Annotated in this window: 17 protein-coding genes; 6 read left to right on the top strand and 11 right to left on the bottom strand. The window is 69.0% G+C overall.

The window, feature by feature from the left end:
- Positions 1-960 carry a tRNA (adenosine(37)-N6)-dimethylallyltransferase MiaA gene (miaA, locus tag AB8K43_RS10960; protein WP_370894235.1) on the top strand — a complete coding sequence of 320 codons (960 nt, stop codon included), beginning with the start codon at positions 1-3 and terminating at the stop codon, positions 958-960.
- Entirely contained in the window at positions 957-1832 is an 876-nt protein-coding gene (gene dapF, locus AB8K43_RS10965; protein WP_370894236.1) for a diaminopimelate epimerase, read from the top strand. The genes miaA and dapF overlap by 4 nt, the downstream gene beginning before the upstream one ends.
- 12 nt (positions 1833-1844) lie before the next feature.
- On the opposite strand, the gene AB8K43_RS10970 is transcribed toward dapF, so the two are convergent.
- The 4 genes from AB8K43_RS10970 to AB8K43_RS10985 form a co-directional block, all read right to left on the bottom strand.
- Positions 1845-2459, bottom strand: coding sequence for a class I SAM-dependent methyltransferase (locus AB8K43_RS10970; RefSeq protein ID WP_370894237.1), 615 nt, complete (start codon positions 2457-2459; stop codon positions 1845-1847).
- Complete coding sequence (locus AB8K43_RS10975; protein WP_370894238.1) at positions 2456-3403, bottom strand: L-lactate dehydrogenase; 948 nt, start codon at positions 3401-3403, stop codon at positions 2456-2458. The genes AB8K43_RS10970 and AB8K43_RS10975 overlap by 4 nt, the downstream gene beginning before the upstream one ends.
- A gap of 172 nt (positions 3404-3575) precedes the next feature.
- Complete coding sequence (gene glpK / locus AB8K43_RS10980; RefSeq protein ID WP_370894239.1) at positions 3576-5147, bottom strand: glycerol kinase GlpK; 1572 nt, start codon at positions 5145-5147, stop codon at positions 3576-3578.
- Positions 5148-5168: 21 nt separating this feature from the next.
- Complete coding sequence (locus AB8K43_RS10985) at positions 5169-6479, bottom strand: family 1 glycosylhydrolase (protein WP_370894240.1); 1311 nt, start codon at positions 6477-6479, stop codon at positions 5169-5171.
- Positions 6480-6620: 141 nt separating this feature from the next.
- On the opposite strand from AB8K43_RS10985, the gene AB8K43_RS10990 reads away from it, so the two are divergent.
- Both AB8K43_RS10990 and hflX read left to right on the top strand, forming a co-directional pair.
- Complete coding sequence (locus AB8K43_RS10990) at positions 6621-8327, top strand: glycerol-3-phosphate dehydrogenase/oxidase (RefSeq protein WP_370894241.1); 1707 nt, start codon at positions 6621-6623, stop codon at positions 8325-8327.
- Between the two features lie 159 nt (positions 8328-8486).
- Entirely contained in the window at positions 8487-10016 is a 1530-nt protein-coding gene (gene hflX / locus AB8K43_RS10995) for a GTPase HflX (protein ID WP_370894242.1), read from the top strand.
- 16 nt (positions 10017-10032) lie between these two features.
- Here the strand turns inward: hflX and AB8K43_RS11000 are convergent, their stop codons facing one another.
- From AB8K43_RS11000 to AB8K43_RS11015, 4 genes are read right to left on the bottom strand one after another with little or no spacing between them, the layout of a single operon-like run.
- Complete coding sequence (locus AB8K43_RS11000) at positions 10033-11094, bottom strand: hypothetical protein (protein ID WP_370894243.1); 1062 nt, start codon at positions 11092-11094, stop codon at positions 10033-10035.
- A complete protein-coding gene (locus tag AB8K43_RS11005; RefSeq protein ID WP_370894244.1) occupies positions 11091-11663 on the bottom strand; it encodes a cysteine hydrolase family protein in 573 nt (190 codons plus the stop codon). Before AB8K43_RS11005 ends, AB8K43_RS11000 begins: the two co-directional genes overlap by 4 nt.
- The gene (locus AB8K43_RS11010) at positions 11656-13230 is read right to left on the bottom strand and encodes a cytosine permease (RefSeq protein ID WP_370894245.1); all 1575 of its coding nucleotides are present in this window, start codon (positions 13228-13230) and stop codon (positions 11656-11658) included. The genes AB8K43_RS11005 and AB8K43_RS11010 overlap by 8 nt, the downstream gene beginning before the upstream one ends.
- Before the next feature lie 50 nt (positions 13231-13280).
- Positions 13281-15914: a DEAD/DEAH box helicase gene (locus tag AB8K43_RS11015; RefSeq protein WP_370894246.1), complete on the bottom strand. Its 2634-nt coding sequence runs from the start codon at positions 15912-15914 to the stop codon at positions 13281-13283.
- Positions 15915-15984: 70 nt separating this feature from the next.
- Between AB8K43_RS11015 and AB8K43_RS11020 the strand changes: the two genes are divergently transcribed.
- Both AB8K43_RS11020 and AB8K43_RS11025 read left to right on the top strand, forming a co-directional pair.
- Positions 15985-17016, top strand: coding sequence for a GNAT family N-acetyltransferase (locus AB8K43_RS11020; RefSeq protein ID WP_370894247.1), 1032 nt, complete (start codon positions 15985-15987; stop codon positions 17014-17016).
- A 17-nt stretch (positions 17017-17033) separates the two neighbouring features.
- The gene (locus tag AB8K43_RS11025) at positions 17034-19736 is read left to right on the top strand and encodes a glucosidase (RefSeq protein ID WP_370894248.1); all 2703 of its coding nucleotides are present in this window, start codon (positions 17034-17036) and stop codon (positions 19734-19736) included.
- A gap of 64 nt (positions 19737-19800) precedes the next feature.
- On the opposite strand, the gene AB8K43_RS11030 is transcribed toward AB8K43_RS11025, so the two are convergent.
- The 3 genes from AB8K43_RS11030 to AB8K43_RS11040 form a co-directional block, all read right to left on the bottom strand.
- Entirely contained in the window at positions 19801-21537 is a 1737-nt protein-coding gene (locus AB8K43_RS11030) for a formate--tetrahydrofolate ligase (protein ID WP_370894249.1), read from the bottom strand.
- 68 nt (positions 21538-21605) lie between these two features.
- Complete coding sequence (locus tag AB8K43_RS11035; RefSeq protein WP_370894250.1) at positions 21606-22238, bottom strand: response regulator; 633 nt, start codon at positions 22236-22238, stop codon at positions 21606-21608.
- The gene (locus AB8K43_RS11040) at positions 22235-23752 is read right to left on the bottom strand and encodes a sensor histidine kinase (RefSeq protein ID WP_370894251.1); all 1518 of its coding nucleotides are present in this window, start codon (positions 23750-23752) and stop codon (positions 22235-22237) included. Before AB8K43_RS11040 ends, AB8K43_RS11035 begins: the two co-directional genes overlap by 4 nt.
- Positions 23753-23805 lie beyond the last annotated feature (53 nt).

Raw genomic sequence — 23805 nt, forward strand, 5'->3', positions numbered from 1 at the left:
GTGACGCCGCAGGGTCCCGCTGAGGTCGTCGCGGTCGTCGGAGCGACCGCGACCGGCAAATCCGATCTCGGGATCGCGCTGGCGCTCGCGTCGCGAGGTGAGGTGATCAATGCCGATGCCCTGCAGCTCTATCGCGGCATGGATGTCGGGACCGCGAAGGTCCCTGTCGGCGAGCGTCAGGGGATCGAGCATCATCAACTCGACGTCCTGGGGGTCCGCGACGAAACCAGCGTCGCGGCGTACCAGGCAGCCGCCAGCGCCGATATCGCCGCGATCCAGGCGTGGGAGAGGTTGCCGATCCTGGTGGGCGGGTCGGGGCTCTATGTCCGAGCCGCGCTCGACCACCTGGACATCCCGCCGACCGACCCGGCCGTTCGGGGTCGGCTTGAAGACGAGGCCTGCGAGGCGGGCGTCGAGGCGATGCGCGATCGGCTTTTCGCGGTGGATCCCGTTGCGGCAGAGGCGATCCAGGAGCGCAATGTGCGCCGGATCGTGCGAGCCCTGGAGGTCATCGAACTCACCGGTCGCCCCTTCTCGGCGACGATGCCGCGCCGCGAACACCTCCGGCCGACGGTGATGATCGGTCTGCGTCTGCCGCGGCCGGAGCTTGATGCTCGGATCGACGCCCGGGTGGCCCGGATGTGGGCGCACGGGATGCTCGCCGAGGTCGAGGCTCTCGATGCCGCAGGCTTGCGCGAAGGGCGGACCGCGCCCCGCGCGATCGGCTATGCCCAAGCATTGGCGCAGCTCGATGGCGAACTCAGCGAAGCCGAGGCGATCGAGCAGACCGCGCAGGCGACGCGCCGGCTCGTCCGGCGCCAGGAGTCGTGGTTCCGCGCGGACCCTCGGATCCACTGGCTCGACGCCGACCGTCCCGACCTCGTGGACGCAGCGCTCGCGGTGATCGAGCGGGGTGCCGGGGCCGCTGGCGCCGACCCATCGGAGACAATGGAGCCATGACGATGCGCTTTACCAAGGGTCACGGGACGCAAAACGACTTCGTCATCGTCCCGGACCTCGATGGTCAGCTCGATCTCGCCCCGTCGCAGGTCGCCTTGCTCGCCGACCGGCACGCTGGCATCGGCGGCGACGGGGTGATCCGGGTGGTCCCGACGGCCGCTGCCGAGGAGGCTGAGGTCCGCGCCATGGTCGATGAGGCGCCGTGGTTCATGGACTATCGCAACGCTGACGGGTCGGTGGCGCAGATGTGCGGCAACGGGACTCGGGTCTTCGCGGCCTGGTTGCGCCGCGAGGGGCTGGTGAGCGATGCCCCCTTCGCCATTGCGACCCGGGCGGGGGTGCGGCGGATTCGCTTCGAGGGCGATCAGATCGTGACGCACATGGGGACCTGGCGCCTCACTGATCCGGAGAAGGCCGAGGCGGATGGCTTTGACGCGCTCGTGCACGTCGATGAACTCGAGCAGATCGACGAGCCTTACAGCGCCCTGTCTCTCGACCTCGGCAACCCGCACACTGTCGTCGCGCTTCCGCCCGAGGTGAATCTCGAGGGGATCGACCTCACCAAGGCGCCGCTGGTGCGCCCGACGCCGGTCGAAGGGAGCAATGTCGAGTTCGTCCGGCCACTCGGGCCGGGGCACCTCAAGATGCGCGTCCACGAGCGCGGGGTCGGCGAGACCCGGTCGTGCGGTACGGGTGTGGTGGCGTCCGCGCTCGCGGTCGGCTTTTGGGCAGGGGGTGTGCAGGACGGCGCGACCTGGACCGTCGATGTGCCCGGTGGGACGCTCACCGTGCGCGCCCTGCCCAACCACGAAGTCGAGCTCGCTGGCCCGGCCGCACTCGTCGCCGAGGGCGAGACCAACCTCCTCGGCTGAGCCCCCTTCGCCTCAGTCGCGGGTGACGCGCAGGATCCGAAAGCCCTTCGCCGAGGCCATCCGCTCGGCGCTCAGCTCGGGCAAACTCTCGCCGATCCAGCGTTGGAGTGAGTCGGCCCCGAGGTTTTTGCCAACCACCATCCAGGCCTCGCCGCCCGGCGTGAGGCGGGGGAGCCAGGTGGACATGATGTCGTGGACAACGGCCTTGCCGACCCGGATCGGAGGGTTGGACCAGATCAGGTCGAAGCGGGTGTCCTCGGGGACCTCGCTCGGCAGGGCGGTGCGCACGTTGTCGCAGCCGAGCGCCTCGGCGTTGCGCCTGGTGAGGTCCAACGCACGCTCGTTGACGTCGACCGCCCACACCTGCGCTTCGGGCGCCAGCAGCCCGAGCGTGAGGGCGATGGGTCCCCAGCCGCAGCCCAGGTCGAGGTAGACCCCCTTCTGATCTGGGGCCGCGGGCGGGGGAGGGACATGGTCGAAGAGGACCGCCGTGCCCTTATCGAGCCCGCCGGGAGAGAAGATCCCGCCCGCCACTTCGACCTCGACCGCTCGGCCGGCGAGGTGAGTGCGAAGCGGGCGACGCTCGCCGTCGCTCGCGGGCTGCGCCGTGAAGTAGTGCTCGCTCACAGGGAGGCGAGGGTGGTCGCGAGGGCCTCGGCGCTGGCGTGAAGACGGCCGCGCTCGTAGGCGTCGAGGGGGACATCGAGGACCTGTTCGACACCGTTGCGCCCGACGACCGATGGCAGCGACAAGGCGATGCCGTCGATGCCCTCCTGGCCGCTTAAGACCGAGGAGACGGGCAGGATCGCCTTGGCGTCGCCGAGGACCGCCTCGACGATGCGGGCGCCGGAGAGGCCAATCGCCCAGTTCGTCGCGCCCTTGCCCTGGATGACGGTGTACGCAGCATGGACGACCTCGTCGGCGATTCGATCGAGGGTGGTGTCGTCGAAGAATCGCTTGCCGTCGACCAGCCAATCGCGTAGCGCGACCGGACCAATCCGGGCCTGCGACCAGTGCGGGAACTCGCTATCGCCGTGCTCGCCGATGATGCTCGCGTGGACCGACGTGACGGCGACACCGCTCAACTCGGCGAGGCGCCACCGCAAGCGGGAGGAGTCTAGGACGGTGCCGGAGGAGAAGACCCGGGAGGCGGGCAGGCCGCTTTCGCGCTGGGCGATCACGGTCAAGACATCGCACGGGTTCGTCACGAGGATGTAGACCGCGTGCGGGGATTGCTCCAGCAGGGCGGGCATCAGGGTGCGCAGGATCTCGGCGTTGGTCGCCGCGAGGTCGAGCCGGGTCTGGCCGGGGTGCTGCTTGGCACCCGCGGTGATGACGACGAGATCTGAGTCCGCCGTGAGCGCCAGGTCCGCGCCGCCGCTGACCTTGCGGGAGCGCGCGAACTGCGAACCGTGCGCGAGGTCGAGCACCTCCGCGTCGACCTTGTCCTTGTCGATGTCGTAGAGGACGACTTCGTCGGCGCTGCCGCGCACCATGCACGCGTACGCGAGCGAACTCCCGACGCTCCCGGCGCCGACCACGGTGACCTTGGTGGGGGTGCTTCTGCTCACGGGACTAAGGCTATGTGGGCCGGGCCGCGCGCCGAAACGCCCGTGGTCTCCCTTCCCGCCTCGGCCGGCTGCGCGGTGGGCGTCCCCGGACGTTCCGGGATTCTCGTGGAACTCCGCGGGAATCCGGGAGTTTCCCGCGACGAAGGGGGCACACGCGCGGGGCCGAAGGGGGTTACGCCTCTTCGCTCACGGCCTCGATGTCGTCATCGACCCAGTCCAGGGTGCGCGAGAGGGCCTTGTTCCACTGGCGGTAGAGGCGTTCGCGCTCGCCCTCCTTCATCTCGGGGGACCAGCGACCCCCTTCGGCCCAGTTGTCGACGATCGCCTCGGTGTTTTCCCAGTACCCGACCGCGAGGCCCGCGGCATAGGCGGCCCCGAGCGCGGTCGTCTCGGCGACCTCGGGGCGCACGACATCGACGCCGAGCAGGTCGGACTGGAACTGCATGAGCAGGTTGTTGGCCACCATCCCGCCGTCGACCTTGAGTTCGGTCATCGAACCGCCCGCGCGCTCGGCGTCATCGCGCATCGCTTCGAGGACATCGCGGGTTTGGTAAGCGACCGACTCGAGCGCCGCGCGCGCGATGTGCGCACGGGTGCAGTACCGCGTGAGTCCGACGATCGCGCCGCGGGCATCGGGGCGCCAGTGCGGGGCGAAGAGGCCAGAGAAGGCGGGGACGAAGTAGGCGCCGCCGTTGTCGTCGACGCTCCGGGCGAGGTCCTCGACCTCGGGGGAGGAGTCGATGATCTTGAGGTTGTCGCGAAGCCACTGGATCAAGGAGCCCGTGACGGCGATCGAGCCCTCGAGCGCGTAGACCGGAGCATCGTCCCCGAGGCGGTAGCAGACCGTGGTGAGCAGGCCATTGCCGGAGTGGACGATGTCCTCGCCGGTGTTGAGGAGCATGAAGCTGCCGGTGCCGTAGGTGTTCTTCGCCGTCCCGCGATCCAGGCAGGCCTGGCCGAACATCGCCGCCTGCTGGTCCCCGAGGATCCCCGAGACGGGCACGCCCGCCAGGACACCCGGCTTGCACTCGCCGTAGACCTCCGAGGACGAGCGGATCTCGGGAAGCATCGCGACGGGCACGCCCATGTCCGCGCAGATTTCCTCGTCCCAGGAGAGGGATTCAAGGTCCATCAGCATCGTGCGCGACGCGTTGGTGACGTCGGTGACGTGGACGCCGCCGTTCTTGGCCCCGCCGGTCAAGTTCCACAAGACCCACGTGTCGATCGTCCCGGCGAGCAGCTCCCCGGCCTCGGCGCGCTCGCGGGCGCCATCGACGTGATCGAGGATCCAGGCGATCTTTGGCCCGGCGAAGTAGGTCGCGAGCGGCAGGCCGACCCGTGACCGGTACCGGCTCACCCCTTCGTCGCTGCCCTTGGCGAGTTCGTCGACCATGGCCTGCGTGCGGGTGTCCTGCCAGACGATCGCATTGTGGATCGGCTTGCCGGTGTCGGCTTCCCACACGACGGCGGTCTCACGCTGGTTGGTGATCCCGACCGCGGCGATATGGCTGGAGTTGAAGTTGCCCTCGGCGAGCGCACCACCGATCACCTTGCGGGTGTTCTTCCAGATCTCGTAGGCGTCATGCTCGACCCACCCCGCCTTGGGGAAGATCTGCTCGTGCTCGACCTGGTCGACCGCGACGATCTGCCCGCCGTGATCGAAGATCATCGCCCGCGTGCTCGTCGTCCCTTGATCAACGGCAAGAACGTAGGTCTGGTCGGCCTTGCGATCACGCGGGGTCATCGGTCCTCCGGGGCTCTGGCGCTACATCAGTCGTCCGAACGTGGTCTCCCACGGCGAGGAGAAGATCCCGAACCCCGGCCTGCTAACGGGCTGGTAGTCGGCGCGAACCCCGCGCTCGGCGATGATCTCACGGTAGGCATCGACGCCATCGGTTGGGCGGCGTTCGAGACTCGGATCACCCAAGACGTCGACCGAGTACAGCCCGAATCGCGGCCGGTACGAACCCCATTCGTAGTTGTCCGTCAGGGACCAGTAGTTGTAGCCGATGACCGGGATCCCCTCATCGGCGGCGCGCTGGAGGAAGTAGATGTGATCGCGCAAGTGCTCGGCGCGGGTGAGGCCATCGAAGCGCGGCTGCTCGTTGTCGGTCGGCATCCCGTGCTCGACGATCCAGATCGGGAGGTCGGGGCGCTTCTTGTGGTAGATCCGCAGCATGTAGAGCAGCGACTCGGGCTGCATCGTGATCCGCCAGTACTCGCCGACGTTGTCGAAGCGGGCGCTGAGGTTATCCAGGCCAAGGCCGTAGTAGTAGTCGATCCCGAGGAAGTCGAGCGTGTCGCCGCAGCGGTCGAAGAACCACGCGTCACTGATGAGGTGAAGGGGGGCGGGCACGCACGCGAGGTTGCTCGAGACGAGCGCGCCAGGGTCGAGCTCGTGGATCAGTGCGTAGGCCCGGCGGTGGGCCTCCAACAACCGGGTCTGCATGACGTGCTGCTCGCGGCGGGTGAGGTGCAGGTTCTTCTTCTCGCAGTCGAGGTAGTACTGCGGTTCGTTGATCGTGATCCAGGTGGCGCCGCGCCCTGCGTAGCGGCGCACGACCCGCTCGGCGTGGCCCATCCACGCGTCGACGACGCCGTCCCATTGCCACCGTCCCTTGTCGACGACCCACCCGGGATACACCCAGTGGTCGAGCGTGATCATCGGGCTGATCCCATGGCGCTCAAGGGTGTCGACCACCGCGTCGTAGAAGGCCCAACCGTCCTCATCGATCACGCCCGGTGCGGTCTCGATCCGCGCCCACTCGACGGAGAAGCGGAAGGTGTTGACGCCGAGCCCGGCAGCGAGCGCGATGTCCTCTTCGAAGCGGGTGAGCCACTGCGGCCCGTCACCGAAGGGGGTGCGGATCATCGGCGCGCCCTCGTCGACATAGCGGCTCCAGTTGCTGTCCGGGCTGCTCCCTTCGGATTGGAAACCGGCCAGCGCCACCCCCCACTTGAAGTCGTCGGGGAAGGGGGTCACCGGCACCTGTGCAGGTGGGCGCCGGTAGGCCGCCACTCCGGCGGCGGCAATCCCGAGGCCGGTCAGGGCAAGAAGGCGGGTGAGCGCAGACATGGGCGCCATCTTGCCCTCTAGTTACCCGTGAGTCACGTCTGGTGTGACAGGACCTTCACCCCTTCGGCCATCGCCACGACGGCAGCGCCCGTCTACGGTGGGAGTGGGAAACAGCCGTTGCTAGCGCAGGGAGTTCGCTTTATGCCGGTACCGATTCGCCTCGATGGCGCCTACCGCGAGCAGGCCTGGGAGACGTTGGCGTCTACCCCCTTCGATGTCCTCGTCGTCGGTGGCGGCGTGACCGGGGCCGGCGTTGCCCTCGACGCGGCGACCCGTGGGCTGAAGGTCGCCCTCGTCGAGCAACGCGACTTCGCGTCGGGTACGTCATCGCGCTCGAGCAAGCTCTTCCACGGCGGCGTGCGCTATCTCGAGCAGATGAACTTCGCCCTCGTGCGCGAGGCCCTCAAGGAGCGCGAGTTGATGCTGACCCGCATCGCGCCGCACCTCGTCAAGCCCGTTGCCTTCCTCTACCCGCTGCAGCACCGGGTGTGGGAGCGGCCATACGTCACCGCGGGCCTGACCCTCTACGACACGATGGGCGGTGCCCGGTCGGTGCCGCGCACCAAGCAACTGACGAAGGGGGGCGTGCGTCGCCTGGTCCCGGGGTTGAAGCCCTCGGCGCACCAAGGCGGCCTGCAGTACTACGACGCGCAGGCCGATGACGCGCGGCACACCTTCACGGTGGTGCGCACGGCCGCGGCGTACGGTGCGACGGTCCTCAGCTCGGCCAAGGTCGTCGGGCTGAACCACGCCGGGGAGCGAGTCGTCGGCGCCCGCGTGCTCGATGTCGAGACCGGGCGCGAGGTCGAGGTGGACGCGTCGGTTGTCATCAACTGCACGGGCGTGTGGACCGATGACATCCAGACGATGGCTGGCGGGCGTGGGCGCTTCCATGTCCGTGCCTCGAAGGGGATCCACATCGTCGTCGCACGCGACCGCATCTCCTCCGAGACGGGCCTGATCCTGCGCACCGCGACCTCGGTCCTCTTCTGCATCCCGTGGGGGACGCACTGGATCATCGGCACGACCGACACCGATTGGGAGCTCTCTCGGGCGCACCCGGCGGCGACCAAGGCCGATATCGACTATCTGCTCGGCCAGATCAACGAGGTGCTCCTCCAGCCGCTCACCCACGACGACATCCAAGGGGTCTATGCCGGGCTCCGCCCGCTGCTCGCCGGTGAGGACGAGGCGACTTCGCAACTCTCGCGTGAGCACGCGGTCGCGCGTCCCCAGCCGGGGTTGATCTCGATCGCGGGCGGCAAGTACACGACCTACCGGGTGATGGCAGCCGATGCCGTCGATGCCGCCCGCGAGGACCTTTCACCTGGCGTCCCCGACTCGGTCACCGAGCACATCCCCCTTCTCGGCGCCGAGGGTTACCAGGCGCTGATGAACCAACTCGAGACCCTCTCGCGGCGGCACGAGCTGCCGGTTTGGCGCCTCACGCACCTGCTCGACCGATACGGCTCGCTCGTCACCGAGATCTTCGCGTTGATCGAAGAGCGGCCCGAGCTCGCCGAGCCCCTCGCTGGCGCCGAGGAGTACCTCGCCGCCGAAATGGTCTACGCCGCAACGCATGAGGGGGCGCTGCACCTCAACGACCTGCTGACCCGGCGCACCCGGATCTCGATCGAGACCCCAGACCGCGGGGCTCAGGCGGCCCGGACGACGGCCGATCTCGTCGCCGACATCCTGGGCTGGGATGAGGCGACCAAGGCCGGCGAGGTCGAGCATTACATCCGGCGGGTGGAGGCCGAGATCGCGAGCCAGCAGGCCGACGAAGACCAGGCCGCCGACGCCCTTCGCGCCGGAGCGACCGACGTGCGGACCCGCGCCCACGGCTGACCCCCTTCGCCCCCTCCTTCCCCCCGGTGTCCTTCGCAAATGCCCGGGCATCCTTCGCCGCAAATGCCCGGGCATTTGCGAAAAGACGGGGGAAGAGGGGAGGAGGGGGAGGAAACTCATTGGCCGCTGTCGGTGCGGGATGGGAAACTAGACCTCAACATGACTGAACCCATCCGCAATACCACCGACCACGCGAGCGATGCTCCCTTCGACGCCGATGGCTTCCTTGAGCAGGAGGCTGCCGACGAAGGGGGCGTGCTGACCGGACGTGCCCAGGCCCTCGCCGACGGCGACGACGGCTTCGTCACCGAGCGGGCGCTCTACGACGGCGACCAGTTCGACCGCGAGGAGCGCACGGCGCTGCGGCGCGTCCAGGGCCTGTCGACCGAACTCGAAGACATCACCGAGGTCGAGTACCGGCAGTTGCGCCTCGAGCGCGTCGTGCTCGCCGCCGTCTGGTCCGAGGGCACCGCCCTCGACGCCGAAAACTCCCTGCGTGAGCTCGCCGCGCTCGCCGAGACCGCGGGGTCGGAGGTCCTCGCCGGCGTGCTGCAGCGCCGGATGCGCCCCGACCCCAGCACCTATCTCGGCTCGGGCAAGGCCCAAGAACTGCGCGACCTCGTGATCGCCGAGGGTGCCGACACCGTCATCTGCGACACCGAGCTTGCGCCGTCCCAGCGCCGCGCGCTCGAAGATGTCGTCAAGGTCAAGGTGATCGACCGGACCGCGCTGATCCTCGACATCTTCGCCCAGCACGCCAAGAGCCGCGAGGGTAAGGCGCAGGTCGAGTTGGCCCAGCTCCAGTACCTCCTGCCGCGCCTGCGCGGGTGGGGTGAGTCGATGTCCCGCCAGGCCGGTGGGCAGGCCGCCGGCGGTCAGGGCATGGGCTCGCGCGGACCGGGTGAAACCAAGATCGAGCTCGACCGCCGCCGGATCAACACCCGGATCGCCAAGCTCAAGCGCGAGCTCGCCGAGATGAAGACCCACCGCGACACCAAGCGCTCCGGGCGCAAGCACCACGGCACGCCGTCGGTGGCGATCGCCGGGTACACCAACGCTGGCAAGTCCACGCTGCTCAACCGCCTCACCCATGCTGGGGTCCTCGTCGACAACCAACTCTTCGCGACGCTCGACACCACCGTGCGCCGCGCCGAGACCCCCGACGGCCGGGAGTACACGCTCGCTGACACGGTCGGCTTCGTGCGTGCCCTGCCGCACCAGTTGGTCGAGGCCTTCCGCTCCACGCTCGAAGAGGTGGCCGACGCCGACCTGCTGCTCCATGTGGTCGACGGCTCGCACCCGGACCCCGAAGGGCAGATCAGCGCGGTCCGCGCGGTGCTCGCCGACGTCGACGCCGCCGATGTCAAGGAAGTCATCGTCGTCAACAAGGCCGACGCTGCCGACCCCGAGGTCGTCGATCGGATCCTGCGGCACGAGCGCCACGCGATCGCCGTCTCGGCGCGCACCGGCGCGGGCATCCCCGAGTTGCTTGAACTCGTCGCCGATGAGCTGCCGCGCCCCGACATCATGGTCGTCGCGCTCCTGCCGTACGAACGGGGCGATCTCGTCTCGCGCCTGCACGAAGAGGCCGAGATCCTCGACGAGGAGCACACCGAGCAGGGCACGCGCGTGCACGCCAAGGTGCATCCCGATCTCGCTGCTGAGCTCACCCCCTTCGCGAGCGCGTGAGGTCCGCGAGCCCGCTCTAACGAGCGGCGTGCAGGGCCGCCGCGGCGATGAAGGCGATCGGCAGAGTGGAGACCACCCAGGCGGCGATCACGAGGACCCACCGCATCGCGGTCCCGAGGGCGCCGGTGCTGTCGGCGTCCGTCCGGGCAAGGCTTCGCCCGCCCGAAGCGAGCCAGTGATAGCGGCCGTCTGCGGTCGGTCGGAAGAGCCATCGAGGGTCTCCCCGGGCGGCCTGCCAGAGGCCGTATGCGATCACTCGGCCGATCTCCATCGGCAGCCAGGAGATCGCGGTAAGGAGCACAGCCAGGCCGAGGATGAAGGGCGCGAGTTCGGCGAGCCCCACCACGTCGCGCAGCGCTGACGTCACAGCGGTGAACCACAGCCAGGTGAGCCCACCGACCCAGAGCGTCCAGAGGATGAGCAGCCGCACGATCGCGCCACCGCGGAGGCGCTCGACCGCTGAGCTCGCCGACCTGGCCTTCGGGCTGCTGATGAGTGCACCCGGCTGCGGCCGGTGAGCCCGGACCTCAGCGAAGAGGTGCGCCGTCGCGTCATCGACGAGCAGGTCCGGTCGACGCTGCGCCCAGGTCGAGAGGTAATCGACGACAGCGGGCCACGCCCGTTGACTGCTCTCGAAGGTGACCGTCCCGTCCGCGCTCGACACCCGCAGCGAGGCATCAAGACGGCGCACCCCCGGGGCAGGGGAGGTGCTTGCGGTCCAGGTCGTCCGGGCGGCGGGAGAAAAGGCCAGCGAGGTGGCGTCAGCGAGGCGGATTGAGGACGGTCCCGGATAGTGAGCGGTGGTGATCGTCTCCCGGGTGACGACGATCCGCGGCGCCCGGATCAGCAGGCGCGCTCCGACCAGCGCAATCCCGGCAAAGATCGCGACGAAGAGGACGGCGAGCAGGCGGCCGATGAGCCCACCCTCGTCGCTGCGGAGCGTGTACCAGGTGAGGTGCGCGGCGAGGAAACCGAAGATGCCGGTGAGGATCAGCCCCACGGATCGTGAGCGGCGCACGACGACCGGCGGTTCCGCGCCGCTCTCGACTGGCCCACCCGGAGGGATCGGGCCGCTCATCGAGCGTTGAGGATCTCGCTCGTCGTCGTGAGGGTGATCTGCGGGGCGTAGAGGTCCATGACGCGAAGGGCGGCGGCGTGGTTGGTCTCGTCCGAGCCGGCGCAGGCGTCGGTCGCGATCACGACGCGCACCCCGTCGTCGGCCGCCGCGAGGGCGGTCGAGATGACGCAGCAGTCGGTGGAGACCCCGGCGAGCACGAGCGTCGGGAGCTCGCCGGTGATCCGCTCAAGGTCGGCACCCCACTTCCCGAAGGTGGTCGCGTCCATCGTGGGCCGATCCGTTAACTCTTCGAACTGCCCGACCAGCGCGAAGAGGGGATCGTCGAAGGGACGATCGGCGAAGGGCCAGCGCTCGAAATAGTCGCTCCACGACCCCTCTCGCCCGCCCGGGAGCCAGCGCGTCACCACCGTGCGCTCGGGGGTGAAGGACTCGGCGAGGTGATGGACCGGCCCGACGATCGAGCCGAACATCGGTGAGCCCCACTCGGATTCGGGGTCGGCGAAGACGCGCTGCGGGTCGATCACGATGAGCCAGGCGTCGCGGAGGTCGGGCAGGGTCGGCTCAGACATCGGCGGTCTCCTTCTGGTCAGCGAGCTGTCCGGCTTCCTGGCGCCGGACGACCGGCCGCCGGGCGATATAGGTGACGACGAAGGCGAGGACGAGCGCGACGATCACGCCGAGGTTCGCGTACGCGAAGGTCCCCTCCCAGTAGGCGCCATCGGCGACGTAGGTCCCAAGGCCTAGCGGCTCGAGCAGGTAGCCCTGCCAGTTGTTCCACGCGGCGTCGGCGGCGAAGGAGTTGACGACGAGGCCCCACCCGATCAGCGAGGAGACGATGAGCGTGCCGATCGAGATCCAGTCGAAGGCGCCGTAGCGTCCGCGCGCGTCAAAGAGCGCCTCTTCGTCGTAGTCCTCGCGGCGCAGCGCGAGGTCGGAGATGAAGATCCCCGCCCATGCCGCGAGCGGCACCCCGAGGGTGATGAGGAAGGACTGGAAGGGGGCGAGGAAGCTCTGCGCGAAGAAGACGACCCAGATCGCGCCGGCCGTCAGGATCATCCCGTCGATCCCGGCAGCGGCCGGGCGGGGGATGCGCACGCCGAGGCTGAGCAGCGTCAGGCCGGAGGAGTAGATGCCGAGCACCGCCCCGGAGACGAGCGCGAGGACGGCGGCGAGCAGATAGGGCACGAGCAGCCAGGTCGGCAGGATCGTCGCGAGGGTCCCGATCGGGTCGTTAGCGATCGCGCCGGAGTAGGTCATCGCCTCGCTGGTCGCGGCGTCGATCCCGCCGCCAGGGAAGGGGTCATTGCCGATCGAGCCGACGAGTAGCAGGCCGTAGAGGACGAGCAGCGTGGGAGCGACGGCTCCGCCGAAGGTGTTCCAAAAGACGATTGCCCCAGAGCTCGCATCGCGGCGCTGATAGCGCGACCAGTCCGCGGCGATATTGATCCACCCGAGACCGAAACCGGTCATCACCATCACGAGCGCGCCGATCATCGCCCCGGCCGATCCCGCCTCATGCGCCATCACCGCGCTCAGATCGACCCGGTGCAAGGTCGTCGCGATGTAGACGATCGTGACGATGCCGGTGATCCAGGTGAGGACCGACTGCATCCGCATGATGACGTGATAGCCCGCGACGGAGGCGGAGACGATGAGCGCGGCGACGACGATCATCGCGATGACCTTCACGCCGGTGCCGTCGGCCCACCCGAGTTGGGCGAAGACCGTCGCGGTCGCGAGGGTCGCCATGATCGCGAGGAAGGTCTCCCACCCGATCGAGACCAGCCAGGAGATGACGCCCGGCACCTTCTGCCCGAGCACTCCGAAGGAGGCGCGCGAGAGGATCATCGTCGGCGCCGACCCCTTCTTCCCGGCGACCGCCACGATCCCGCAGAGCAGGAACGAGACGATCACTCCGACAATCGTGACGATCGTGGCTTGGATGAAGGAGATCCCCCCGGCGAATCCGAAAACCCAACTGCCGTAAGAGATCCCGAAGACGGAGATGTTTGCGGCGAACCACGGCCAGAAGAGGTCTCGCGGCTTCGCGGTGCGCTCGGACTCCTCGATGATCTCGATGCCGGTGGTCTCGACGCCGCGCCGCCGGACGTCCTCCAGTGAGAACTCGGTGCTCATACGCGAAGCGTCCCACAGGCGGCCTGCCAGCCGCGGGCACCTCGCCGGGCTCAGGTCAGGCGGCGAAGGGCGGTGGTGAGCAGGACGGGTTCGCCGACCGCATCGGTGGCGTCGAGGTCGAGGGTGGCCTCGATCACCCAATCGTGGTTGCTCTCGGGGTCGGCGAGCGTCTGGGTGACCAACCAGAGGCGAGCTGAGCCCCCTTCGTCGGCCCGGTGGTCGGCGACCCCGGGCGGAGAGCCGGTGGTCTCGGACGTGCGGTGAAGGGCGGGACCGCGGGCGTCGGCGTCCTGGCCGATCTCCTCGTGTTCGTCCCAGTAGTCGCCGAGCGCCTCGTCCCAGGCATGGCGGGTCATGATCGGCCGGCGGTCATCGTCGGCGAGCGCCGCAGCGGCGGCTTCCAAGGCCGCGAGCTCATCGACATCGTCGCGGGCGGCGAGCGCCACCCGCTGCCACATCGCGCCGCGCACCATCGCCCGCAGGGCGGCCGTCCGCGCGCTGAGGGGGCGTGGAGGAGCGGCGGCCTCGCCGGAGGCGGACGACGCGGCGAGCGCGTCGCCCCCTTCCATCAAGGCTTCCCACTCATCGAGCAGGGAGGAGTCGGTCTGGCGCACGGTTTCGCCGAGCCAGTCGATGATCGCCTCGAGGTCCTCGGTGAGGAATCGCTCGGGAACGGTGCGGGTCAGCGTGCGGTAGGCGTCGGTCAAGTAGCGCAGGACGAGACCCTCGCGCGGGCCGATCTGGTAGCGGCGCACGAAATCGGAAAAGCTCATCCCCGCTTCCCACATCTCGCGCACGATGGACTTCGGGACGAGCGCGTCCTCGTGGAGCCACGGGTGGGTCTGGCGGTAGATCGCGTAGGTGGCCTCGAGGAGTTCGGCGAGAGGCCGCGGCCAGGTGACCTCCTCGAGCAGCTCCATCCGTTCGTCGTACTCGATCCCGTCGGCCTTCATCTGCGCGATCGCCTCGCCCCGGGCGGCGAATTGCTGGGCGAGCAGGATCGGGCGTGGCGCTTCGAGGACCGATTCGATCACTGAGAGGACGTCAAGGGCGAAGGTCTCGGACTCCGGATCCACGACATCGAGCGCGGCGAGCGCGAATTGCGCGAGGGGTTGGTTGAGCGCGAAGTCCGGCGGCAGGTCGAGCGTCAACTCCACGGTGCGGCCGGCAGCATCCGGCTCGGGCCGGCGCACCAATACCCCGGAGTCCAGCAGCGCCCGTCCGAGGCGAATTGCCCTGCGCGCCAGTCGAGCCCGGTTCCGCGCGTCCTCATGGTTGTGACGGGTGAGGCGCGACAAGACCGCCACGGGATCCTCCGGGCGGGCCACGACATTGAGGATCATCGCGTCATCGACCTTCATCCGGGAACGCAGAGTTTCCGGTGGAGCGGTCGTCAGCTTGGTGAAGGTGTCCTCGGTCCACACGACGAACCCTTCGGGCGCCCGCTTGCGCTGCCACTTCTTACGCTTCTTGGGGTCGGCCTCGGCCTTGGCCTGAGCGCGCGCGTTGTCGATGACGTGTTCGGGAGCTTGCACCACCACGTAGCCGTCGGTGTCGAAGCCGGCCCGCCCGGCGCGCCCAGCGATCTGGAGGAACTCCCGGACCCTCAGCACCCGATGCCGCTGACCATCGAACTTCGTCAGCCCGGTGAAAAGGACCGTGCGGATCGGCACATTGATCCCGACGCCAAGGGTGTCGGTGCCACTGATCACCTTCAGCAGGCCCTCTTGCGCGAGGCGTTCGACGAGGCGCCGATAGCGCGGCAGCATCCCGGCGTGATGGACGCCGATACCCCTGCGCAGCAAGGGAGCCAAGGTCCGACCGAAGCCCGCAGCGAAGCGCACTCCCGCCAGCCGTTGCGCGATCGCGGTCTGCTCCTCACGCGTGAGCAGCTTCATGGTCCGAAGGGAGGTCGCGTACTCCGCCGCCGCGGCCTGGGTCGAGTGGACCACGTAAACCGGAGTGCGCCGCCAGTCGATGATCTCCTCGAGGGTCTCGGCGAGGGGAGTCATCGCCCAGGAGAAGGTCAGCGGGACCGGGCGCGGCGCGTCATCGACGACCGTGACCGAGCGGCCGGTGCGCTTTTTGAGGTCATCGACGAAGAAGGAGACGTCACCGAGGGTCGCGGACATCAGCAGCATCTGCGCTTGCGGGAGTTCGAGCAGTGGCACCTGCCAGGCCCACCCGCGGTCGGGTTCGCTGTAGTAGTGGAACTCGTCCATCACCACGAGGCCAACGTCAGCGCGACTGCCTTCTCGCAGAGCGATATTGGCGAGAACCTCGGCCGTGCACGCGATGATCGGCGCGTCGGCGTTGACGGCCGCATCGCCGGTCAGCATCCCGACGTTCTCCGCTCCGAAGGCCGCCACCAGGTCGAAGAACTTCTCGCTCACCAAGGCCTTGATCGGCGCGGTGTAGAAGGACACGCGGTCCGAGGCCAGGGCGTGGGCGATCGCGGCGGTCGCCACGAGCGACTTGCCGGAGCCGGTGGGCGTCGCGAGGATCACATGCTCGTCGCCGAGGGCCGCGAGGATCGCCTCTTCCTGGTGGGGATACAGCGTGATCCCGCGCGAGCCCGCCCAGTCCACCACCGCGTCATAGACCTCATCTGGCCCGGCTCCCTCGGGTACGACAAGGCTTGCCGGGGAAGGGGGTTGGCGCGCAGGCTCGTCGGAGGTGGTCATCGCCACCCATCCTCGCATCGCGGGGCGATCAGGGCCCATCGAAGCGTTGGCGTAGGCCATGATCGACCCCGTGACTCTTCCCCCCACCGTCGTCAACCTGCCCGCGGCCCACCCGGTGCCGACCGGGGTGAGCCGCGCCGGGGTGCGCCTCCACCGACCCGACGTGGGACAGGCCGCCGCCCTGGCCGAGCTCTTCGGGTCGGGCGCTGACGGCGACCCCGAGGACCGGGCCCGCCGTGCGCTGGGGTCGTGGGCCGCCCAGTGGGATCAGGACGGGTACGGTCCGTGGATCATCGAAGACACCACTCCCGGCGGCGGTCTCGTCGGTGGGATCGACCTGCGCCGCGCCGAGGACCAGATCGTCCTCTCGGTGCGCCTCCTCCCTTCTGCCGATGGCTCCGTGGTCGCCACCCGCGCGCTACGGCTCGCCCTCGCCCACGCCGTCGAGTACCTCCCCGACCTCCCCCTGCGGCTGCGGGCGAGGCCCCAGGATGTTGTCACCCGGTTCGCCGCCGAGGCCTGCGGGATGTCTCCTGTCCCCGAGTTCGATCACGAGGACGAAGGGGGGACCTGGGTGGTGCTCGCGTCGCCGCGGATCAGTGCCTGGACCACCTTCGAGCCGCAACTGGCCGAGGCGGTGGTGAGCCTTTGGCAACGCGTGAACGACGCCGGGGGAGCGGTCGGTTTCCTCCCGGGCGCTCCGCGCGAAGAGGTGGCCGCAGCCCTGTCGAAGCATCAGGGTGCGATGGCCCGCGGGACGACCACGGCGGTCACCATCACCGGCACTCAGGGGGAACTGATCGGCGTGGGCTTCGTCGTCGGGTCCGCCTCACCGCTCGTACGCCACGTGGTCAATGTCGAAGCGTTGATGACCGAGCCGAGCCGCCACGGGATGAACCACGGCAGTCTGCTGATTGCTGGCATCCACCGCGTCGCTCGCGGGAACGGCGCCGAGATCGCCACCCTCGACTACCGATCGGGCACCGGCCTCGGCGAGTTCTACGCCGGCGCAGGGTACGACGAGATCGGCCGGGTGCCGCGCGCCCTTCGGATCGCCCCGGGTGACGACCGTGATCGGGTTCTGTGCATGCGACGCCTCTGATTTATGCTCATCTGCTTGTGACTGACACTCCCACTGGCCTGACTGCCGAGCATGACCGACTTGCGGTCAGCCCGCGCCCCGAGGACGACTGGCGCGTGTGGGGCCCGTATCTCTCGGCCCGCCAATGGGGGACGGTCCGAGAGGACTACTCCGAAGGGGGCGACGCCTGGGAGGCGTTCCCCTTCGACCATGCCCACCGCCGCGCCTACCGGTGGGGCGATGACGGCATCGCGGGGCTCACCGACCGGTACGGGTTCTTCAACATCGCGACCGCCCTCTGGAACGGCCACGATGACCGGCTGAAGGAGCGCCTCTTCGGCCTGACCGGCCCGCAGGGAAATCACGGCGAGGACGTCAAGGAGTACTGGTGGCATCTCGACGCCACCCCGACCCACTCCTACTCCGAGTACCTCTACCGCTACCCGCAGGCCGCCTATCCCTACGAGGATCTCGTCCGGGTCAACGCCGAACGCGGCTACGACGACCCGGAGTTTGAGCTCGCCGACACGGGCGTGCTCGCGGACGACCGCTTCTTCGATGTCACGACGCGCCACGTCAAGGCATCCCCCTTCGACCTCATCATCGAGATCACCGCGACGAACCACGGCCCGGAGGCCGCCGATCTCGACGTGATCCCGCAGGCGTGGTTTCGCAACACCTGGGTGTGGGGACGCGACGAGCGGCGCCCGAGCATCACCGCGCTGCCGGAGAAGGAGGCGACGCGAGCGGTAGAGCTGCGTCACGACTGGCTCGGCCACTACCACCTCGTCGCTGAAGGCACGCCGGACGTGCTCTTTTGCGACAACGAGTCCAACGCCGCCGCGCTCGGCTGGGACGGTCAGGAGCAACACCCGCATCCGAAGGACGCGATCGACACCGCGATCGTCCACGGCGATGACTCGCTGCTCGGGGAAGGCGTCGGGACCAAGGTGGCGTTTCGCTACCAGCACAAGGGGATTGAGCCCGGCGAATCGCGCACGGTGCGCCTTCGGCTCATGCGCTTGAAGGAGTTCGCCGTAGCCCCCGACCACGGCGCCGCCTTCGTCGACGCCGAGGCGATCATCGAGCGTCGCCGCGTCGAGGCCGACGACTTCTACGACGCGATCATCCCGCCGTCGGTGACCGACCAGGACCGGGTGATCGCCCGGCGCGCCTTCGCTGGGCTCAACTGGAGCAAGCAGGTCTACCGCTACGACGTGCGCGAATGGCTCGAAGGCGATCCCGCGCAGCCGACGCCACCCCCTTCGCGCTCGAGTCGACGCACCGGCCGCAACGCCGACTGGAAGCACCTCTCGCTCGCCGATGTCATCTTGATGCCCGACGAGTGGGAGTACCCCTGGTTTGCGACCTGGGATCTCGCCTTCCACTGCGTGGCGCTCGCGCACATCGACCCCGCCTTCGCCAAGGAGCAACTGGTCCTGCTCTGCCGCGAGTGGGCGATGCACCCCAACGGGCAGATGGCCGCCTACGAGTGGAACTTCTCCGACGTCAATCCGCCCGTCCACGCATGGGCGGCCTGGCAGGTGTACGCCCTCGACGGCGCGAGCGATCACGACTTCCTCGTGCGGATCGCGACCAAGCTGCTGCTGAACTTCGGGTGGTGGGTCAACCGCAAGGACGCCGACGGGACGAACCTCTTCGAAGGGGGTTTCCTCGGGATGGACAACATCGGCGCCTTTGACCGCTCCGAGCCGCTGCCCGATGGTCTGCGCCTGGAGCAGGCGGACGCGACGAGTTGGATGGCCTTCTTCTGCCTGAACCTGCTGCGGATGTCGTGGGAACTCGCCCGCGTCGATAAGGGGTGGGACGAGGTCGCGACCAAGTTCCTCGAGCATTTCCTCACGATCAGCCAGGCTCTCGACCACGTCGGCACCGGTGAGATCTCGATGTGGGACGAGGAAGACGGCTTCTTTTATGACACCGTCGTTGATGACCACCAGGGGCATACGCAGGCGCTGAAGGTCCGCTCCATGGTCGGGCTCCTCCCGCTCATGGCCGTCGCGCACGAACCGGACTGGGTCGCAGAGGAACTCACCGACTTCTCGGCGCGCCTGGACTGGCTGCGCCACCGGCGGCCGGAGGTCACCCGCGGCGTGATTCACAGCGAGCGCGAAGGGCGCTCAGCGGTCACCTTGTCGATGGTCTCGCCGGACAAACTCCCGCGGGTGCTCACCCGGATGCTCGACCCGGAGGAGTTCCTCTCGCCCTTCGGGCTGCGCTCGCTCTCGGCGGCGTACCGAGGCGGGACGAGCGTGACGATGAGTGGCCAGGATCTGCCGATGGCCTACACGCCGGGCGAATCCGACAACGGGATGTTTGGGGGCAACAGCAACTGGCGTGGCCCGGTGTGGTTCCCCGTCAATCTGCTGCTCACCGACGCGCTGCGGACCTACGCCGCCGATGAGGACCTCTCCTTTGAGTACCCGACCGGTTCCGGCGAGATCCATGGCCTGATGGACATCGCGCTCGCGCTGGAGCAGCGGCTGATCGACCTCTTCCGTCCCAATGAGCACGGCCAGCGCCCGGGCGATCCGGCACATCTGCCGCAGGGTCCGCTGTGGGGAGAGACCCACCCAACATTCTCGGAGTACTTCCATGGGGACACCGGTGCCGGGCTCGGGGCGTCCCACCAAAGCGGCTGGACCGCTCTCGTCGCGCACCTGATCTGCACGACCGGGCGCGACGTCCACACCGAGCGTCAGCACGACACCCGCCCCTAGAAACGGGGGTCGGGCGCGGTTATTGCTGCGGCGCCCGGTGATTTTCCGGAGCAGTCCTGCTCGCTTAGGACAATCCGGAGACCGTCCCGCCGGGCGCGATATCGATGCGCTCGGCGTTCGGGTGGCGCGAGAGCCCGGGCATCGTGCGCATGTCGCCGCAGATTGCGTAGACATAGCCGGCGCCCGCCGCGGCCCGCACCTCGCGCACCGGGAGCCGCCAGCCGGTCGGGGCGCCGAGCTTGCTCGGGTCGGAGCTGATGGATAGGTGGGTCTTGGCGATCACGACCGGGAAGGCCCCATACCCGAGCCGCTCGTACTGCACCAGGGCCTTCGCGGCGGGCGCCGAGATATCGATGCCGTCGGCGCCGTAGACCTTCGTCGCGATCGCCTCGATCTTCTCGGTCAGCGTCTGGTCGAGGTGGTACGTCGGCTCGAAGGTGGACTCCTCCTCGATCGCCTCCTGCACCGCGCGCGCGAGGTCCTCGGCGCCGGCGCCCCCTTCGGCAACGTGCGTCGTGACCGCGCACCGCAGGCCGAGTTCGTCGGCGAGGTCGGTGATCACCGCATGCTCGCTCGCGTGATCCTGGGGGAAGGCGTTGATCGCGATCAACGGTGTGACGCCGAAGGAGCGCACGATCCCGATGTGCGCGCGCAGGTTGGAGATTCCGGCCCGCACGTCATCCGGGGACTCGGCGAGCAGATCGTCGGGAAGGGGGCGCCCGGCCTTGATCTCGAAACGTCCGGAGTGTGCCTTCAGCGCCCGCACCGTCACGACGATGACTGCGGCGTCGGGCTTGAGCCGGCCCAGACGACATTTGACGTTGAAGAAGCGTTCGGCGCCCATGTCCGCGCCGAACCCGGCCTCGGTCACCACGACATCGGCGTGGTCCAGCGCGATCCGGTCGGCGATCACCGACGACGTCCCGGTCGCGATATTGCCGAAGGGGCCGCAGTGGACGAGCGCCGGACCCCCTTCGAGGGTCTGCAGCAGGTTCGGCTTGATCGCGTCCTTCAAGATCACGGCCATGGCACCAGCGGCGCCCAGGTCTTCGGCGGTCACGGCACGGTGGTCCTCGGTGAAGCCGACGACGATCCGCCCGAGGCGTTCGCGCAGGTCCGCAAGGTCGGTCGCGAGGGTGAGCAGCACCATCACTTCGCTCGCCGCAGTGATGTCGAAGCCGGTCTCACGGACCACGCCGTCGAGGCGTGCGCCGAGGCCGATCACGGTGTTGCGCAGCGCGCGGTCGTTGACATCGAGGACCCGCCGCCAGGTGATATTGCGCGGGTCGAGGCCGAGCTCGTTGCCGAAGTGCAGGTGGTTGTCGATCATCGCGGCGAGCAGATTGTGCGCGGCGGTGACGGCGTGGAAGTCACCCGTGAGGTGGAGGTTGAACTTCTCCATCGGGACGACCTGGCTGTACCCGCCACCGGCCGCGCCGCCTTTGATCCCGAAGGTTGGCCCCATCGACGGCTGGCGCAAGGTGACGACGGCGTTGGACCCGAGTCGCCGCAGCCCCTGGGCCAGCCCGACGCAGGTCGTCGTCTTGCCCTCGCCGAGCGGCGTCGGGGTGACGGCGGTGACGACGACGTACTTCCCGCGCTGGGCGGGCGGCTCGCCGGGCTGCGGCCGATGAGCAGGCAGCGCCGCGAGGTCGATCTTCGCGACATCGAAGCCGTAGGGCTCGCAATAGTCGAGATCGATGCCGAGGTCGGTCGCGACATCGTCCATCGGTCGCAGGGTCGCTGCGGACGCGATCTCGAGGTCACTCGGGAAGGGGGCGGAGTTTGACGTCGTTGTCACGCTCTATGCCTACCGCGTCGGGGCGCTCCGTGTCTCCTTTGGCGACACTCCCTTCCGATCGCGGCCGCCTATTCGTCGAGCAGGCCGTCCTTGCGAGCGATCGCGACGGCCGCAGTCCGGGATTCGGCGCCGAGCTTGGTGAAGACGTGCACGAGGTGAGTCTTGACTGTGGCCTCGCTGATGAAGAGGGCGCGCGCGATCTCCTTATTGGTCATCCCGTCGGCGACATGCCGCAAGATCTCCAGCTCGCGCTCGCTGAGTTCGGCGCGGCCGCTGCGCAGGTGGGTGACGACGCGCTGGGCCATCGCGGGGGCGAGGACCGTGAGCCCCTGCGCCGCGTCGCGGACAGCGGCGACGATGTCCGCGGGCGGAGCGTCTTTGAGCAGGTAGCCCGCCGCGCCGGCCTCGACGGCCCGGACGATGTCCCGGTCGGTGTCGTAGGTCGTGAGCACGAGAACGGCAGGGGGATTGGGCAGCGCCCGCACTGCGGTCGTTACTCCCACGCCGTCGATGCCGGGACCGAGCCGGAGGTCGGTCACGACGACATCGGGGTTCGCCTGTTCGACGACGTCGATGGCGTCCTCTCCGGTGGCGGCCTCCCCGACGACCGTGAGGTCGTGCTGGGAGAGCATCATCACGACACCGAAGCGCGTGACCGGGTGGTCATCGACGACCACCACGCGGACCGGGGCGTTGTTCATGAGTTCTCCTCGCCAGCTCGGGCCGGGGTGGTGAGGGGGACATCGGCGGAGAGGGCCGTGCCATCTCCTGGGGCCGACTCCACCTCGAAGGTGCCGCCGATCTCCCGCAACCGCGCGGCCGTCGCGGCCAGGCCATAGCCGCCGCGAAGGGGGGAGCGCCGCGCCGCGGATTCCCTCCAGGTGTGGGCGTCGAAGCCACGGCCGTCATCGACGATGTCGAGGCGCACGCTGCGTCCCCCTTCGGGATCGGAGACGTCGTCGATGCTCACCCGGACCCGGCGAGCGCCGGAGTGCAGGCGGACGTTGGCGAGTGCTCCCTGGGCGGTGCGGAGCAGGGCGACCTCGGTGGAGGTCGGAAGGGCGGGTAGCGGTCCACCGACGACGACATCGGCTTCGATGCCGGTCTCGTCGGCGAGACGATCGACCAGGCGTCGCAGCGCGGCGACCAAGCTGTCGTCGTCGAGTTGGCTGGGGGCGAGGGCGCCTACGACGCGGCGGGACTCCTCGAGTCCTTCGGCCGCGGTGCTCTCGATCTGGCGGAGTAGCCGGGCCCGTCGTTCGGGGTCCTCTTCGTCGGCACCGGTGCGCACGAGGAGCAGGATCGAAGAGAACCCCTGCGCCAGCGTGTCGTGGATATCGCGCGAGAGCCGGGAGCGTTCGGCGAGGACACCGGCCTCGCGCTCGCTGCGGGCGAGGTCATCGCTGAGGGCAGCGGTCTCCTCCTGCGCGGCGACCAGACGCGAGATGAGCTCCTGGCGTTCGATCGAGTCCCGGACGAGGCGGTCCTGGGCGCGGGCGACTCCGAGCGCGACGATGCTGCCGACGAGCGGGCCGATGATGGCGGCGAAGTTCGTCCGTCCCGCCTGCATCGGCGCCACCACGACGACGGCCAGGATGAGCAGGCTGAGCCCCACCGCGAGCCCAAGGGGGAGGAGGTGGCCGGCGAGCAGCCAGAGGGGGAAGGCGAGCCAGACATTCTCCGCTGACAGCACGACCAGGCCGATCCAGCCGAGGGTGAGCCCAAGCAGCCACCAGCGCGCCGCGATGACCCCCCTTCCGGCCCCCTCCTTCGCAAATGCCCGGGCATTTTCTTGCGCAAATGCCCGGGCATTTGCGGAAGGAGGGGGAGGGGGGCGGCGGGCGCCGCGGGCGAGAACGATCCCGTAGACGTACCAGGCGCCGAGGGCTGCGATCCCGAGGATCTGCGCCCACCACGGTGTCCCGGCGGAGATCGAGCGTGCCGAGCACACGAGCGCCAACACGACGAAGAGGGTGTGCTGACCAAGCTGCAAAGCCCGGATCGTCGCGGCGATCCCGGCGGCGCCATCGCGGGTCATGGCGTGGAGGCGGGCGTGGGGGGGGGGGGGGGGGGGGGGTTGCTGNACGACGAAGAGGGTGTGCTGACCAAGCTGCAAAGCCCGGATCGTCGCGGCGATCCCGGCGGCGCCATCGCGGGTCATGGCGTGGAGGCGGGCGTGGCCGAGCGCGTTGACGGATCCTTCGCGCTCGGCCATGGCCTCGACGCTACCGGTCCGAGCGGGCCCAGACCGATCGCCGCCGTCTCGAC

It is taken from the genome of Janibacter sp. GXQ6167 (assembly GCF_041365945.1).
Classification (GTDB): Bacteria; Actinomycetota; Actinomycetes; order Actinomycetales; family Dermatophilaceae; genus JBGFSK01.